The organism is Oceanotoga sp. (assembly GCF_030445905.1).
Classification (GTDB): domain Bacteria; phylum Thermotogota; class Thermotogae; order Petrotogales; family Petrotogaceae; genus Oceanotoga; species Oceanotoga teriensis.
The window spans coordinates 14,994-31,796 of the sequence record NZ_JASUSU010000033.1 but is presented as its reverse complement, the minus strand read 5'-3'; the positions used below and the strand labels follow the sequence as shown (position 1 = coordinate 31,796).

General features: G+C 29.0%; 19 protein-coding genes. 8 read left to right on the top strand and 11 right to left on the bottom strand.

The annotated features are described in order from the left end of the window. Window positions 1-106: 106 nt before the first annotated feature. The 5 genes from PWP28_RS09840 to PWP28_RS09820 all read left to right on the top strand — a co-directional run bounded on the left by PWP28_RS09840 (window position 107) and on the right by PWP28_RS09820 (window position 5,778). Window positions 107-1,078, top strand: coding sequence for an ABC transporter permease (locus tag PWP28_RS09840; RefSeq protein ID WP_109604470.1), 972 nt, complete (start codon window positions 107-109; stop codon window positions 1,076-1,078). Window positions 1,079-1,094: 16 nt separating this feature from the next. Continuing rightward, entirely contained in the window at window positions 1,095-2,777 is a 1,683-nt protein-coding gene (locus PWP28_RS09835; protein WP_308644673.1) for an ABC transporter permease, read from the top strand. A gap of 69 nt (window positions 2,778-2,846) precedes the next feature. Next, window positions 2,847-4,601: an ABC transporter substrate-binding protein gene (locus tag PWP28_RS09830; RefSeq protein WP_305081693.1), complete on the top strand. Its 1,755-nt coding sequence runs from the start codon at window positions 2,847-2,849 to the stop codon at window positions 4,599-4,601. Between the two features lie 131 nt (window positions 4,602-4,732). Continuing rightward, on the top strand, window positions 4,733-5,200 hold the full coding sequence (locus tag PWP28_RS09825) for a metallophosphoesterase (protein WP_264150305.1): 468 nt from the start codon (window positions 4,733-4,735) through the stop codon (window positions 5,198-5,200). A gap of 77 nt (window positions 5,201-5,277) precedes the next feature. Next, a complete protein-coding gene (locus PWP28_RS09820) occupies window positions 5,278-5,778 on the top strand; it encodes a ferritin family protein (protein WP_109604474.1) in 501 nt (166 codons plus the stop codon). Window positions 5,779-5,857: 79 nt separating this feature from the next. Here PWP28_RS09820 and glpX read toward each other — a convergent pair whose 3' ends face one another. Next, window positions 5,858-6,913, bottom strand: a complete 1,056-nt coding sequence (gene glpX / locus PWP28_RS09815) for a class II fructose-bisphosphatase (RefSeq protein WP_109604475.1) — start codon at window positions 6,911-6,913, stop codon at window positions 5,858-5,860. 198 nt (window positions 6,914-7,111) lie between these two features. Between glpX and PWP28_RS09810 the strand changes: the two genes are divergently transcribed. The 3 genes from PWP28_RS09810 to PWP28_RS09800 are packed head-to-tail and all read left to right on the top strand — an operon-like array spanning window position 7,112 to window position 9,746. Further along, window positions 7,112-8,518 (top strand): aminopeptidase, encoded by a 1,407-nt coding sequence (locus tag PWP28_RS09810; protein ID WP_308644672.1) that lies wholly within the window; start codon window positions 7,112-7,114, stop codon window positions 8,516-8,518. A gap of 2 nt (window positions 8,519-8,520) precedes the next feature. Continuing rightward, window positions 8,521-9,081 (top strand): hypothetical protein, encoded by a 561-nt coding sequence (locus PWP28_RS09805; protein ID WP_109604477.1) that lies wholly within the window; start codon window positions 8,521-8,523, stop codon window positions 9,079-9,081. A 2-nt stretch (window positions 9,082-9,083) separates the two neighbouring features. Next, on the top strand, window positions 9,084-9,746 hold the full coding sequence (locus PWP28_RS09800) for a hypothetical protein (RefSeq protein ID WP_264150302.1): 663 nt from the start codon (window positions 9,084-9,086) through the stop codon (window positions 9,744-9,746). Window positions 9,747-9,758: 12 nt separating this feature from the next. Here the strand turns inward: PWP28_RS09800 and atpC are convergent, their stop codons facing one another. The 10 genes from atpC to PWP28_RS09750 are packed head-to-tail and all read right to left on the bottom strand — an operon-like array spanning window position 9,759 to window position 16,769. Next, window positions 9,759-10,157, bottom strand: coding sequence for an ATP synthase F1 subunit epsilon (atpC, locus tag PWP28_RS09795; RefSeq protein ID WP_308644671.1), 399 nt, complete (start codon window positions 10,155-10,157; stop codon window positions 9,759-9,761). Window positions 10,158-10,169: 12 nt separating this feature from the next. Then, the gene (gene atpD / locus PWP28_RS09790) at window positions 10,170-11,567 is read right to left on the bottom strand and encodes a F0F1 ATP synthase subunit beta (RefSeq protein WP_308644670.1); all 1,398 of its coding nucleotides are present in this window, start codon (window positions 11,565-11,567) and stop codon (window positions 10,170-10,172) included. Window positions 11,568-11,581: 14 nt separating this feature from the next. Beyond that, window positions 11,582-12,418 carry an ATP synthase F1 subunit gamma gene (gene atpG / locus PWP28_RS09785; RefSeq protein ID WP_109604481.1) on the bottom strand — a complete coding sequence of 279 codons (837 nt, stop codon included), beginning with the start codon at window positions 12,416-12,418 and terminating at the stop codon, window positions 11,582-11,584. 14 nt (window positions 12,419-12,432) lie between these two features. Then, window positions 12,433-13,950 (bottom strand): F0F1 ATP synthase subunit alpha, encoded by a 1,518-nt coding sequence (gene atpA, locus PWP28_RS09780; RefSeq protein ID WP_109604482.1) that lies wholly within the window; start codon window positions 13,948-13,950, stop codon window positions 12,433-12,435. A 2-nt stretch (window positions 13,951-13,952) separates the two neighbouring features. Continuing rightward, window positions 13,953-14,510, bottom strand: coding sequence for an ATP synthase F1 subunit delta (gene atpH / locus PWP28_RS09775; protein WP_109604483.1), 558 nt, complete (start codon window positions 14,508-14,510; stop codon window positions 13,953-13,955). Further along, complete coding sequence (gene atpF / locus PWP28_RS09770) at window positions 14,507-15,001, bottom strand: F0F1 ATP synthase subunit B (RefSeq protein WP_109604484.1); 495 nt, start codon at window positions 14,999-15,001, stop codon at window positions 14,507-14,509. Before atpF ends, atpH begins: the two co-directional genes overlap by 4 nt. 40 nt (window positions 15,002-15,041) lie before the next feature. Beyond that, window positions 15,042-15,332 carry a F0F1 ATP synthase subunit C gene (locus tag PWP28_RS09765; protein ID WP_109604485.1) on the bottom strand — a complete coding sequence of 97 codons (291 nt, stop codon included), beginning with the start codon at window positions 15,330-15,332 and terminating at the stop codon, window positions 15,042-15,044. A 35-nt stretch (window positions 15,333-15,367) separates the two neighbouring features. Beyond that, window positions 15,368-16,189, bottom strand: coding sequence for a F0F1 ATP synthase subunit A (gene atpB, locus PWP28_RS09760; protein ID WP_109604486.1), 822 nt, complete (start codon window positions 16,187-16,189; stop codon window positions 15,368-15,370). 18 nt (window positions 16,190-16,207) lie between these two features. Continuing rightward, entirely contained in the window at window positions 16,208-16,555 is a 348-nt protein-coding gene (locus PWP28_RS09755) for an ATP synthase subunit I (protein WP_109604487.1), read from the bottom strand. After that, a complete protein-coding gene (locus tag PWP28_RS09750; protein WP_109604488.1) occupies window positions 16,515-16,769 on the bottom strand; it encodes an AtpZ/AtpI family protein in 255 nt (84 codons plus the stop codon). Before PWP28_RS09750 ends, PWP28_RS09755 begins: the two co-directional genes overlap by 41 nt. Window positions 16,770-16,803: the final 34 nt, after the last annotated feature.

Genomic DNA, 16,803 nt, shown 5'->3' with positions numbered 1-16,803 from the left:
TTCTTTCATTATTTATTATCTTTTATATTTTTTTGTTTTTTTTAATTTCTATGAATTATCATGAAATATTCACTTAAGCGTATTTTATAGAGGGAGGTAGAAAGAGTTGTTAAAGTACATACTCAGAAGACTCATACTGTCTTTACCTGTACTATTGGGAGTATCAATAGTAGCCTTTCTTGTTATTTCTCTTGCTCCTGGAGATTTCTTGGATACTTATAGATTAAGTCCAAGTATTTCAAAGGAACAGATAGATAATCTTGAAAAACAGTTTGGTCTTGATAAAGAACCAGTTGTTCAATACTTTATATGGTTAAAAAACATTGTACAAGGAGACTGGGGTTACTCATTTACTTATAAAGTACCTGTTTGGAATATTCTCTTTAGAAGATTGGAAGCTACTCTATTACTGAGTATTACCACATTCATTTTTACCTGGGGGATAGGTATCCCGCTGGGTATAGTAAGTGCTTTAAAACAATATACATTTACAGATCAGGCTTTATCAGTTTTTGGTTTTATAGGAATATCAATACCTAATTTCTTTTTTGCTCTTTTATGGCTTTTTATGTCGGCATCCACTGGAATATTTCCTATAGGTGGAATAATATCGAATAATTTTGATAGTTTAAATTGGTTTCAACAGATGGGAGACTATTTTTGGCATGTTATAGGACCTATGGTTACTCTTGGAACATCAGGCTTGGCAGGAACTATGAGAATTATGAGAGGACAATTACTTGACGAATTAAATAAAGATTATGTTGAATTTGCAAGGGCAAAAGGTATGCCAAATAGAGTTGTAATCTATAAACATGCTATGAGAAATGCCATAAACCCTGTTGTAACTTCATTGGGATTTTCTATATCAGGACTTTTGGGTGGAGCGGTTCTTACAGAAAGAGTTTTCTCTTGGCCTGGAATGGGAAGTCTTATAATTGAAGCTTTAACACAGCAGGATATATTCCTTGTTATGGCCAATCTTATGTTGAGTGCATTATTGTTGGTATTTGGTAATTTGATTGCCGATATATTACTCGCAGCGGTTGACCCAAGAGTTAGACTTAGATTATCATAATGGAGGGATATGAAAAATGGCTGAAGAACAGAAAAAAATAAATACTCAAGCTCAAGAAAACTCATCTAATGAAAATAATAATGATGTTTTTGAGAATGAGTTTCTCTCTATGCCACAATTGGTTTGGAGAATATTAAAAAAACATAAACTTGGCTTAATAGCAATGTGGATACTTGCAATATTATATATATTGGCTATATTTGCAGACTTTTTTTCACCTATGAATCCTTATAACAATCATATAAAATATAGATTTTTAAGTCCTCAAAAAGTATATTCAAAAAATTTGGTAACTGGAGAGAAAGTCGGTTCACATGTTTATTTATATGAACAAACGAGAGATCCTGTAACCAGAAGAGGTACGTTTTTAGAAGCAACACATCTTGATAAAATCGTAGGATTTGATGAATTTCAAGATAAAGATGTTTATTTTGAACTTGGAACTTATAATGAAACATATGATGCAACTGTAAATAATATTCAATATTATTATAAATCTATAATAAAAGCAAAAACAAAAAATGGAGAATATATACAACTTGAAAATAAAACAGATTCTCCTTCAAGTTTAATACCTGTTGACTGGCTTACTGGAGAAAATGTTAATTCTCAACCACAAAAAGATGGAGAATTATATTCAACATCATTTTCAAAACTTTTAAATGGTGAAGAAGTTGTAGAAAGATTAGATAATAGGCCTTTAACTATAAATGAATTTAAAGAAAACTTTAGATATTCATCAAAATTAAAAGATAAAGAAATAGAATCGATAGATTTTTACAAAAAACTCGATTTTGTATTGATAACTATAGGAGATTTTGATGAAGTTGAATTATATCCAGAAAATTTAAAAGCAGTTGATTTTAAAGAATATAAAATAAACTGGTTCGTTAAATCATGGGAATATAAATTACTTGGATTTATTCCAGCTTCACATCATTTATTTGGAACTGAAAAAACATTATTACCAGAATACAATGATTACTTATCAGATGAAGGTCTTTTATTCCTTTGGGGTGCCGATCAATATGGAAGAGATATGATAAGTAGAATAGTTCATGCATCGAGAATATCATTATCTGTAGGTCTTGTTGGAATACTAATAACATTCACTATTGGACTTTTCCTTGGTGGTCTTGCTGGATTTTATGGAGGATGGACAGATGAAATACTTATGAGATTTACAGAAATACTAATGTCCATTCCAAGTTTTTACTTAATAATTTCTCTTGCAGCTGTTATGCCACCAAAAATGGACCCTGCTATAAGATATTTGTTTATAATAATAATACTGTCATTTATAGGATGGCCTTCAATGACGAGGGTAATAAGAGGTATGACACTCGGAATAAAACAAACAGAATTTGTTGAAGCTGCTATTGCAATGGGATATCCAGGAAGAAAAATAATATGGGGGCATTTAATACCTAATACAGCAACTTATATAATAGTATCTGCTACATTACAAGTTCCTGGTTATATACTTGGAGAAGCTGGGTTGAGTTTCCTTGGTATAGGTATTACAGAACCATCTGCATCATGGGGACTTATGCTATCTCAGGCACAAAACATAGAGGCCTTAACAAATTACCCTTGGCTTATGTTACCAGGATTATTTATATTCATAACAGTTATTTCTTTCAATCTTTTTGGAGATGCTGTTAGAGATGCATTAGATCCAAGATCTTTGGGAAGATAATAATATAAAATACCTTTTAAGTTAAGTCTTAACAGAGGGAAGAGGCAAATATAACTTAGGAGGGTTTATATGAGAAAGTTAATTACTTTACTTGCTGTTATCACTTTATTTATAACAGCTTTTGCTGCAGAAGTTGATTGGCTAATTGAAGACACAGAGGGAGAAAAAGGTGGAACAATGTTTTGGTCTACAACTACAGATCCAAAAACATTAAATCCAGCTTGGGCTTCAGATAATAATTCTAATATGTTCATAAACATGTTCATAGCATCACTTTTGAGCAAAGATGAAGAGGCATTTTACAAAAAACCATATTTAGCAAAATCATATGAAGCAGTTAATGCTGCTGATGGTGGTATGGATTTAACTTTTAATTTGAGAAAAGGGTTAAAATGGTCAGATGGAACACCTTTAACATCTGAAGATGTTAGATTTACATTCGAAGATATATACTTTAAAAAAAATATGTCTGTTAATGGTAATGATGGATTCACCGATGAAGATGGAAATCTTCCAACAATAAAAGTTATAGATGATTACACAGTTGTTTTTCATTATAATAAACCTATGAGAGTTGCAATTGGAAGTATAGGTTCAACAGGAATTTTACCTAAACATAAACTTGGACAATATGCAGATGATCCTGTAAAATTTCCTCAAATTTGGACACTTGAACAGATGGATGATTTAGTTGCTTCAGGGCCTTTTATTTTCAAAGAATATAGAGAAGGGGTTAGATTAGTATTTGAAAGAAATCCTTATTTCTTTGCGAAAGATAAAAATGGAGTTCAACTACCTTATTTAGATGAACATATATGTGTAATAGTTCAAAATGCTGAAACACAAGTATTGAAATTCCAGGCTGGAGAATTGGATTTCATATCTGTTTCTGCACCTACATATGTTTCATTAAAGGAAAAAGAAAGTTCTTTACCATATCATACAGTAATTGGAAGTTATGTACCAGGACCAACATTTGTATCATTTAATTTTAACTCTCCAAAAAAAGAACAAAGAGTATGGTTCAGAAATGTACATTTTAGAAAAGCGGTTTCTTATGCTTTGAATAGAGAAGCAATAATTGATTCTATGTTGAATGGTTTGGGAACACCTACATATGCACCAAGAGTTCCAGGAGAACCATATTATGATAAAGAATTTATAGATTCATTGGGTTATAGATATTCTTTATCTAAAGCTAAGAGAGAATTAAAAGAAGGCGGATTTACATGGGGAAATGATGGAAAATTATATGGACCTAATGGAAATCTCGTACAATTTGATATGGTTACAAATGTTTCAACTACATCTTGGGTTGAAGTAGGTAATATATTAACAGATTCATTAGCTAAATTGGGAATGGAAGTTAATTTTAGACCTTTACAGTTCAATACAGTTGTAAATAATTTAATGGGTGGAAGTTTTGAATCTGTAATATTGAGACTTTCTGGAGAAACACCAGATCCAAATGATGGATGGAACACATATCTTTTAGATGGTGGATTACATTTTTGGAATTGGTCACCTGAATATTTAAAAGATGTAAATCCAGATCTTTTAGACCCAGCTGATTATGAAGTTGCTGAATGGGAAAGAAGAATAGATGAAATATACAGATTACAAAAATCAGAATTAGATGATGAAAAATTAAGAGATATGTTTGAAGAATGGAGTAATCTTGAAGCACAATATATGCCAATGATTTATACATTTGCACAAAATAGCCTTCTCGCAGTTAGTGATTCATTACATCTAACTTCAGAGGAACTTGTTCCATATAGAGGAATACTTTGGAATATATGGACAGTTTGGAAAGATCAATAATAAGATAATTAGTCCCCCAAATTGGGGGGCTTTATAATATAATTTTATAAGATTAATAATTTTATAAAATTATATTATAAAAATAGTATTGATAAATATAAAAATAATTATATAAGAGGAGAGTGTTAAAAATGAAATATATTATAATAAGTGATATTCATGATCCAGATAAAGGAATAAATCATAATTTAGAAAAAATAGATTTTAAATCTTATGATGGAGTGATAATTTGTGGTGACTTAACTTCTGATACAGTGCTTTTCTATATTCAAAATTTGAATTCAAATGTTCATGCTGTATATGGTAATATGGATGAATTTTATCTTAGAAATAAGTTGCCAGAAATGAAGACTATTGAAATAAATAAAATAAAAATTGGATTATTACATGGGCATCAAACTGGTAGGGCATATACTGATAGATTGATTAAAAGATTCAATGATAAAATTGATATTATGATTTATGGTCATTCTCATATACAAAATAGAGAAAATATAGATGAAATTGATATAATAAATCCAGGTGCTTTCTGTGATGGAGAATATGCAATAATAAAATTTAATGAAAATTCTTATGAAGTTGATTTTTGTAAAATTTAAAAATTGTTTTGAATTTTAAAGAATTTGGGTTATAATTTAATTGTAGAAAAATATTATTAATAGATGGAGGGGATAAAATGGCTAGTAAAGTTTTAGGAATTTTAGATTATGCTTTAGCTAAAGAAATGGAAGGAATGCAGTTTTATAGATCGAAATCAAAAACAGTTAATCACCCAGAAGTAAAAAAAGCTTTTGAAGAACTAGGAAATATGGAAAAGGACCATGTAGACTATATAAATAAACTAATAAATACCATAGAAGAAGATGAACCTATAAGGTACAATGTTGAAGATATAGGTAAGGTATTTAATGAAAGACAAAAAAATGAAATAGTTTATGGAGGAGATTTCAAAGCTTTAAGAACTGATATACCAGTTTTGAGAATGGCGTATTTAATTGAAGAAGATTTTATGAATTTTTATGAAAAAGCTGCAAATTCTATTGAAGATGAAGAAGTAAAAAAGGTATTAAACCATTTAGCAGATTGGGAAAAAGCTCATAGAGATAAGATTAAAGAACTTTATGATAAAATATCTAAAGATTATTGGGAACATATGGAAAGCGATCCTATATTCTAATAAAAAAGGTATCGATATTTAAAATATCGATACCCTTCTTTTTTCTTTGATCTATGGGTCAATTTATAGATCGAGGAATTTAAAATAATTTTAAATTTAATAATTTTTGTTTTTCATCAGATTTATTAAGATTAACAAATTTTTCATCGCCATCTAAAGATTTAATCCTTATAGTCTTTGTATCAAGATTATGAACAGTAGATATTTTTCTAATGGTAGCACTTGAACTTCTCATAGAAATTGATTCTGTTATTGCTTTTCCTTTTAAAAATTTTACGCCACTTAGAAAATCTCCTTCAGTAACACCTGTTGCGGCAAAAATTACATGTTTTCCTCCAACTAAATCATCCGTAAAATAAACTTTATTCAAATCCCAACCTTCACCTAATGCTTTTAATTTTTCATCTTCATCTCTTGGCCAAATTTTGACTTGAATTTCCCCATCAAGAGTTTTCAGTGCACCAGCTGCTAATATTGCTTCTGGAGATCCCCCTATTCCAATATAAATATTTACACCGCTATCAGGCATACAAGTTGCTATGGCGCCTGCTATATCGCCATCTCCAATTAATTTAATCCTTGCACCTATAGATCTAACATCATCTATTATATTTTTATGTCTATCTCTATTGAGTATTACCACTGTAATCTCAGAAATTGGAACACCAAGTACTGCAGCTGCAACTTTGATATTTTCTTTTATCGGGGAATTTATATCTAATTTACCTTTTAATTCTGGACCAACAACTAACTTAGATGAATAAAAAGTAGGTAAAGATAAAATTTTACCTTTTTCTGCAGCAACCATAACACTTATAGCATTTGGAAGTCCATATGCAACAAGACGAGTACCATCAATTGGATCAACTGCAATATCCATTTCATAAGAATTATCATTCCAATTTCCAACTTTTTCTCCATGATAAAGCATTGGTGCTTCATCTTTTTCACCTTCACCGATTATAACTGTACCTTTGATATCTATATAATCCAACATCCCGCGCATTGCATCAACAGCTGCACCATCAACTTTTTCTTTATTTCCAAATCCTAAATAAATACTACTCATCAATGCTGCAGCTTCTGTTACTCTCACTAAATCAAGAGTAACCTCTGGGTATAACTCTTTTTCCACTTTGACAACCCCCTATCCATGATGATATAATTTTAATATAGTTAATTTTATTAACTTTACTAACTAATTATTTTTCCGATGAAAATAATATAAGTTGCTTCTTAATTATATTATAGAATATTTTTTTAAAAAATGAAAATAATATAAAAGTTAAATAAAAACAAATAAACAAACTTATTTCTAATGGAGGTGTAAAAAATGGACTATAAAGAACTTAGTAAAAAATTAACATTGAATAGAAAAAATGTTTGGGAAAAAAATGATTTTAAAACTGTGGATGATTATACAGAAAACTATAAAAAATTTATGGATTATTCAAAAACAGAAAGAAAGGCTATAAAATATTCTAAAAAATTATTAGAAGAAAATGGTTATAAACCACTTGAATTTTTTGAAAAAGAAGGAAAATTAAAAGATGGAGATAAGGTTTACTATATAAATAGAGATAAATCATTATTTGCAATTGAAATCAAAGGAAAAATAAAAAATGGAGTAAATATAGTTGGATCACATGTTGATGCACCAAGAATAGATTTTAAACCAGAACCTTTGATAGAAGATACAGAAATAGCAATGGCAAAAACACATTATTATGGAGGTATAAAAAAATATCAATGGCTTAATATACCTCTTGAATTACATGGCGTTATTATAAATTCAAAAGGGGAAACGGTAGAAGTATCTATAGGAGATGATTTAAAAGATCCTGTATTCGTCATATCTGATCTCTTACCTCATTTAGATAGAAATAAAAAAGCGATAAGTGAAGCAATAGATCCAGAAAAAATGAATCTTTTATTGGGAACTATATCTATAAATTATGATTCAGAAGAAAAAATAAAAGACTCAGTTAAATTAAATATATTAAATATATTAAATGAAAAATATGGAATAATTGAAGAAGATCTCATAAGTGCTGAATTAGAAATAGTTCCATCGTTACCTTCACGTGATGTTGGACTTGATAGAAGTTTGATAGCAGCATATGGTCATGATGATAGAATTTGTGCATATACAAGTTTAACAGCATTGATAAATTCAAAAATTAATTCAAGATCTTCAGCTATACTTCTTGTTGATAAAGAAGAAATAGGTTCAGATGGAAATACTGGAGCAAAAAATCATTTTTGGATACCAATGTTAAAAAAATTATTGAAATTACAAAATGAAGATGTTACTATAGCAATAGAAGATGCTATAAACAACTCAATTTTATTATCTTCTGATGTATCAGCTGCATTTGATCCAAATTATAAAGATGCACATGATATAAATAATGCACCAAAACTAAATTATGGAATTGTTTTGACTAAATATACTGGTGCAAGAGGAAAAGCAGGAACTAATGATGCTAATGCTGAAGTAGTTGGAAAAGTTAGAAAAGTTTGGAATGAAAATAATATATTGTGGCAAACTGGAGAATTGGGAAGAACAGACTTAGGTGGAGGAGGAACTATAGCAAAATTCTTTGCCGAACAGGGTTTAGATGTAATAGATGCTGGAGTAGCATTATTAGGAATGCATGCACCTTATGAAATAGCTTCAAAGGGAGATCTTTATGAAACATATCTTGCATATAAAGCATTCATGGAAAATTATAAATAAAAATGAATATTTATGCTGGAAATCCAATAAATTCAATGGAATTTTTTAGTATAAATTTAATTTTATCAACAGAGCCGTGGTCATTAAATGACCATAGCTCTTTTAATATTATATATAGAAACAATGACTTTAAAGTTTTTAACAAAAATAATCAAATAGAAGAAAAAAATATATTAAAAGTATATGGATTTAATATCTTTATTGGAAAGTTAAAAGAAGCTCTTGATTATAATCATTATATTTTAAGTAATCTAGAACAATGTGATTTAAACATTTTTTATATAGATGTTGACTATTCAAATATTGAAAAATACTTAAATCATATTAGTTCTTGTTCAAATTTTTCTGGAATAGATTCTATAATAATTCTTTATAACAAAAAAGTTTTTTCAGGAATTTATTATTACAGTAAAGACAAAAAAGAATACATAGAAAAAAACTCAATATATACTTTTTTTGAACTCAGAAAAAACTTTAATAATAAAAGAATAAATATAAAAAAACTCAAAGAAATTGTATATAAAGATTTTTTGATAAAAAATAAAACTTTCAAAAGGATATAAAAATGAAAATATTAAAAAAATTTTATATGAGAAAAATCTATAAATATATAAAAAATAATTATTTTGATTTAAAAATAGAATCTTCAAATGGAAAATTTAAAATAATAGAACAAAAAAATTATATAAAAATAACAGAACAGATAATAAAAGGATTAAATGAAGGTATATACCTTTATCTTTTATATTATAAAGGGAAAAAAATAGATTTAAATATTTTGTTTGAGATTTCAAATATCTTTGGGATAAAAATCATCGTGTTTGAATCTGAAAAAATTATATATTTGTTTGAAAATGAATTAAAAATTTATAATAAGTATCAAGAAACTTTTAAAAGAATAATTCTAAATAAAGAAATAAAATATTTTTTTGGATATTATGAAGAAATATCCAAAAATGAAAATATATTCTATTTTTTAAATAAAAAAATAGATATATTTATTTTAAATAATAAAAAAATAAACTTTGAAAATATTAAAGATTTGAGTAATATATATATATCACCTATATTTATGGATAAAATGATGTTTTTTCCAACATTATATGAAAAAGCTTTAAAAATGAATAATCATATAGATATAATCAATGTAATAGAGAATTTAAAAATTTATAAAAAAAATATACAAAATGAAAAAATAATAAAAAAAATAATAAAAAAAATAGAATAGGTTTAACCTATTCTATTTTGTATTAGCAATATCAATTTTTGTCATATTTCTTTGAATTTCAGATTTTAATTTAGTTTTTTGCATAAAATCATCAGATTTTTTTAATTGTTCTTCTGCTTTTTCAACAGCTTTTCTTGCCGATTCCACATCGATTTCATCTGGTTTGAGTGCTTCTGTTGTTAGAACAGTAAAGTTTTTACCATCCATATCCACAAGACCACCAAGAACAGCATAAACAAGTTTCTTTTCATCTTTGGATATTATTTTTAATGGGGCAAACTTTAACTTTGCAACAATTGGAAGTCTATCTTGTAATATACCAATAGAACCATCTATTGTAGTAAATTCGACATATCTTGCATCAATATCTTCTTTAATGCCTTCAGGGGTTACTATTTTCACATTAAACATCGTTTATCCCCCCTACAAATTCTTTGCTTTTTCAACAGCCTGTTCAATAGTTCCAACCATATAAAAAGCATTTTCTGGAAGATCATCATATTTACCTTCCAATATATCTTTAAATCCTTTAACAGTTTCTTCTACTTTTACATAAGCACCAGATATATTAGAAAATTTTTCAGCAACAAAGAAAGGCTGAGATAAGAATTTTTGAATTTTTCTGGCCCTTGAAACTGTTAATTTATCTTCTTCAGAAAGTTCTTCAATACCGAGAATAGCTATTATATCTTGTAAATCATTATATTTTTGTAAAATTGCTTGAACTTCTCTAGCAACAAAATAATGATCTTCTCCAACAATATTAGGATCTAACATTTTTGAAGTAGAATCTAAAGGATCAAGAGCTGGATATAATGCCATTTCAGCTTGTTTTCTTGATAAATTTATATTTGCATCAAGATGTGAAAATGTTGTTGCAGGTGCAGGATCAGTAAAATCATCGGCAGGAACGTATACAGCTTGTACAGAGGTTATAGAACCATCTTTTGTAGATGTTATTCTTTCCTGTAATTGTCCCATATCAGAAGCCAAAGTTGGCTGATAACCAACAGCAGAAGGCATTCTACCGAGTAAAGCAGAAACTTCAGAACCTGCTTGAACAAATCTAAAAATATTATCTATGAATAATAAAACATCTTTTTTTTGTTCATCTCTAAAATATTCAGCCATAGTTAAAGCTGTTAAAGGAATTCTAAATCTTGCTCCAGGTGGTTCATTCATTTGACCAAAAACGAGTGCAGTATTCTCTATAACTCCGGAATCATTCATATCAAGCCATAAATCATTACCTTCTCTCGTTCTTTCACCAACACCAGCAAAGACTGAAATACCTTTATGCTCTTTAGCTATATTTCTTATAAGTTCCATAACGAGAACTGTTTTACCAACACCAGCACCACCAAAAAGTCCTATCTTACCACCTTTAGGAAAAGGTGCTAATAGATCTATACACTTTATACCAGTTTCAAGAATTTCTATTTCTGTATTTTGTTCTTCAAGAGTAGGTGATTCTCTATGAATAGGCCAATGGTCTATATCAGAAACTTCACCTCTTTCATCTATAGGATCACCCAATAAATTGAACATTCTTCCCAATGATCCCATTCCAACAGGAACTTTAATAGAAGTTCCAGTGTTAATAGCATCTAATCCTCTTTTAATACCATCAGTTGAATCCATTGCTATACATCTGGCAGTATCATCACCGATTAATTGTTCTACTTCTAAAACTAATTTGGTATTTGTATAAGGATTATTAACTTCTAAAGAATCATAAATTTCAGGTAATTGACCTTCTGGAAATTTAACATCAACAACAGGTCCAATTACACTTATTATTTTACCAACCGTTTTATCCAAGTTTTTCACCCCCATTAATCATCCTGGAGTGCCTGGGCTCCATTAACTATATCTATAAGTTCTGAAGTGATTGAAGCCTGTCTCATTTTATTATATTCAAGATTTAAATCAGAAATGAGATTTTCAGCATTTTCAGTTGCATTTTTCATAGCATTCTGTCTTGCATGAAGTTCAGAAATCTTTGTTTCATAAATAAACAAGAAAATCTGAGAGAGCATATATAAATAAGATGCTTCTTCAAAAAGAACAGATGAATCAGGTTCATATTCATATCTTGGATCCAAAGAATTTTCATATTGAATAGGCAAAAGATCTACAATTTTAGGTTTTTGAATCAAAGCATTTTTAAGTTCTCCATAAATGACTTTAACCTTAGATATATCTTCTTTTTCAAGAAATTCTAATATATCATCTAAAATATATTCTGCATGTTCTTTTTTTGGTGTATCGAATAAATTCACTCTCGATAACAATATTTTATTCGTTTTCTTAAGTTCAACGGATCCTCTATTACCTATAACGAGAAAACCTTTAAAATCATCTATTTTCTCAGATTCTTTCTTTGCAAAAGTACTAATATCGGAAGCAAAGGAGCCACCAAGTCCCATATCTGGAGTAATTACAACTAATAAAGTTCCAGATCCATCTTTTACGAATGGTGAATTTATATCTGGTTCAATTTTTTCTATAATATTTTTAGCATATTTTGCATAATCTCTTATTGGTTGCATACCTTTTTTTATTTTATTTAATCTTGCGGAGGCTACCATTTGCATAGCTTTAGTTATTTGCATGGTAGATCTTGTTGAATCAATTCTCTTTTTTATAATTCTTAATTTACCTTTACTCAACTAAACCACCGCCATTAGGCTTTATACGTTTTTAAGAAAGATTCTATAATACTTTTCAATTTATTTTTTAAATCATCTGAAAGATCTTTAGTATCTTTTATTTCACTCAATACCTCTTGATTTTCTCTATGCATAAACTGTAAAAAATCCTTCTCGAAAGCCAAAATTTTGTTTGTTGGAATATCTGAAAGATATCCTTCAGTTCCAGCGAAAAGAATAACTACTTCTTCTTCAACATCCAATGGTGAATATTGTTTTTGTTTTAAAAGTTCCATTAACTTTTCACCTTTTATGAGTTGTCTCTTTGTAGCTTCATCAAGATCTGATGAAAATTGTGAAAATGATTCTAATTCTCTATACTGAGCTAAATCAAGTTTTAAACTACCTGAAACTTTCTTAATAGCTTTAGTTTGAGCTGCACCACCGACTCTTGATACAGAAAGACCAATATTAACGGCAGGTCTAATACCAGACATAAATAGAGAAGACTCAAGATATATCTGACCATCTGTTATTGAAATAACATTAGTAGGTATATAAGCAGAAATATCATTAGCTTGAGTTTCTATTATAGGTAAAGCAGTCAAAGAACCTCCACCAAAATCATCGTTTAATCTTGCAGCCCTTTCAAGCAATCTTGAATGTAAATAAAAGACATCACCAGGATATGCTTCTCTTCCAGGAGGTCTTCTAAGAAGTAAAGAAAGCTCTCTATAAGCTTGTGCATGTTTGCTCAAATCATCATATACAACGAGTGCATCTTGACTATTAAACATGAAATATTCTCCTATAGCTGCTCCAGCATAAGGTGCAAGATAAAGTAAAGATGCTGGGTCAGAAGCACTTGCAACTACAATAGTTGTATATTCCATAGCACCGTTCTTTTCAAGCTGATCAATAGATCTTGCTATAGATGATGATTTTTGACCTATAGCTACATAAATACATTTAACATTTTTCCCTTTTTGATTTATAATCGTATCTATTGCGATTGCAGTTTTACCAGTTTGTCTATCGCCTATAATTAATTCTCTCTGACCTCTTCCAATAGGTATTGTACTATCTATAACTTTTAACCCAGTTTGAAGAGGAGTATCAACAGGTTTTCTTGAAATAACTCCTGTTGCTTTTCTTTCAATTGGATAATTTTCTTCTGATTTTATCTCACCTTTACCATCAAGAGGAATTCCAAGTGGATTGACTACTCTTCCTAAAAGGGCATTTCCAACGGGAACTTCTATAATTCTATTAGTTCTTATAACCTTGTCGCCTTCTTTTATGTTTTTGTAGTCGCCTAAAGAAATAATTCCGGCATTATCTTCTTCAAGATTCATGGCAATACCATAAACTATATCGCCTTGTTGAGTATGAATTTCAACTAATTCATTAGCCATAGTTTCTTTCATCCCATAGGCTCTTACTATACCGTCACTTACCTGCATTACCCAACCTATTTCTTTAATTTCACCACTCTCGTAGCTTTTGATACGCTCCTCTATAACTTTTGTGAGCTCATCTGGATTTATGCGCAAAATTAATCACCCCCGGTTTGAGCATATGAGCGTTTTATACTGTCTAAATACCCTTTAATGGAGTAATCATAATACTTATCTTCAACATAAAGTTGAATACCACCAATTAAAGATTCATCAAGAGATGTTTTTAAAATAACATCCCTACCAGTTTTATTTTTTAAAATATTCTTTAAATCTTCTGAATTTTTTGAATCTATGGGTTTTGCTGTTATAATTTCAGCCTTTATAAGTTTTTTTAATTCAAGATTATAATTATTTAAAATTTTAACTATAAAAAACAGAAGTTCTTGTCTTGATTTTAAAACCAATGAATGAATAAATTTTTCAAACAATGTATCCTCAATTTTAGATGATTCATATATTTTTTTTGTAATATAATCTTTTGGAAGTAGAGGACTATTAATCATATCATGAAAAACGCTATCAGAATTAATCTTATCGATTATATTCTGAATAGCTTCTATATAATTTTCTAAATTACTCATTTTATCATTTTTCTGTAAAATTTCTAAAAAAGCATCGGTATATCTTGTTGCTAAAGAATATGAAAGCTTCATAACTGATCACCTTTTTCATTGAGATTAGATAAAGCTCTTCTTATTAATTCTTCGTTGGCTTTTTGATCTAATTTTTCTTTTAAAATCATAGATGAAACTGTTAAAGCCATAGTAACTACCTTAGCTTGTATATCTTTCATAGCTTCATTTTTTATTTCCACCGCAGAAGTTTCAGCTTTTTCAATTATTTTATCTTTTTGAATTTCAGCTTCATCCTTAGCTTCAGAAATAATTTTTTTTGCTTGTTCTTCAGCATCTTTTAAAATTTCACTTTTCTGATTTTTGATATCTTCATATTCTTTTTCAGCTTTTTCTTTAGCTTCTTGAGCATTAATTCTAAGTCTTTCAGCTTCGTTTAAGTTTTTTTCAACCTCATTTTTTCTTTTATCAGTCATATCAAAATAAGGTTTATAAAGTAACTTATACAAAAAAAGCATAAAAACTAAAAACCCGATTAAATTTACAATAGAAGTCAAATTAAACGAAAGCACTCTTTTACCCCCTTTCCGGGTTAAAGTGTAAAATGTTTCATTATGGTAACACGAAAATCATTACAAGAGAAATAACCAAAGAATAAAGACCAGTAGATTCAGTAACGGCCATAGCTAATAACATTCTTGTGGTTATAGTTCCTGACATCTCAGGTTGTCTTGCTATTGAATCCATAGCATGAGCACCAACTTGACCTTCTCCAACACCCGGTCCGATAGCACCGATACCCATTGCAAGACCTGCACCTAAAAGTTTACCTAAATAATATAAACCCCATCCTAAAGCTCCACCGTTTGAAACTAACTGTTGTAACATCTCTTTTAAATCCATATAACTTCATCCTCCTTTATTATAGAAGATAATTTTTATTCTAACAATGAACCAATATAGGCTATTGAGAGTAAAGCGAAAACGAAAGCCTGAATAAGGCCTACAAACCATCCAAAAAATCCCCATAAGAAAATAGGGATAACAAAGTACTTCAACATATAACTAATTATTAAAACAAGAATTCCACCACCCATTATATTACCAAAAAGCCTCAAAGAATGTGAAACAGGTTTAGCAATTTCACTTATGAGGTTCAACGGAAGCATAATAGGATTAGGTTCTATAAAACTTTTGAGCCATTTTCCAACACCTTTAGATTTTGCAGCAAAAACATGACTTATTATAAATACCATTAATGCAAAAGTCAAATTTGTATTCAAATCAGATGTAGGTGTATACCAAGTATCAGTAAAAAGTTGTACAGACAAACCTGAATCAGTAGGAAGTACACTTATACCAGGCATGCCACTCAAAATATTTGCAAAGCCAATGAATAAAAATAAGCTCATTGAAATCACAAATGTAGGTTTTCTATACTTTTGGTCAGGTACAGAATCTTCAACTAATTCCCAAAAATAATCAAGCATTAATTCAACAATACTTTGTTTTCTTCCAGGAATTCTTTCAAACTTTACAGATTTTGCGAATAAAATAATAATTAATATTATTAGACCTGACATCAATACAGTCATAGGATTTATCTGACCAAGAAAACCGCCGTTCCCAAACTCTACAATCCATCTCTGGCCAACACCTTCAAGTTCAGACTTAGAAGTAAATACATTTACTATTCCAAGTATCACATAAAGGGCAAAAAAAAGGATTATAGTGTTCTTAAGCTTTTTTTCTTTCAGCATTAAAACACCCCCACTAAATCATTTTTGTGAGATGAAAGGTACTATTTTCAAATTAAATAAACCTAAAAAAGTAATTAATAAAGCTTTTTCAGAGAAAATACCAGATATAATAAGAATTATACCATACATTAAATACCTAAAAAAATATCCTGCAGGAATTTTTTTTTTCTTTAAACTAAATATATTTTGTTTCATTTTATTTATATCTTCATACATCATATAAAATCCTAAAATAACTCCTAAAGTACCCCAAAAAACCCATAAAGCTTGAAAACCAACAAAAAATAGCAATACGATAACTTCAATAATCGATATCGTTATTGCTTTAATCATCATCTCTATTAATTTTCTTTTCAATTGAGTCATATCTTTCGGCCTCTTTAAGTAATTCTTTTATACCACTATATAAACCTGATGCAACACCAAGTAGCAAAAACAAAATCAAAAATAGTTTTGAATCAGTTTTGCTATATATAAACCAACCTATACCGAGTCCTACAAAGATATTTGCTAAGACTGTTACGCCAAAAAGTATAACAAGGTTCATTTGATTAAAAGCTCTTAAATCGAGTTTTTTCATAATAATCCTCCATAAAAAGGATAAAACAGGAATC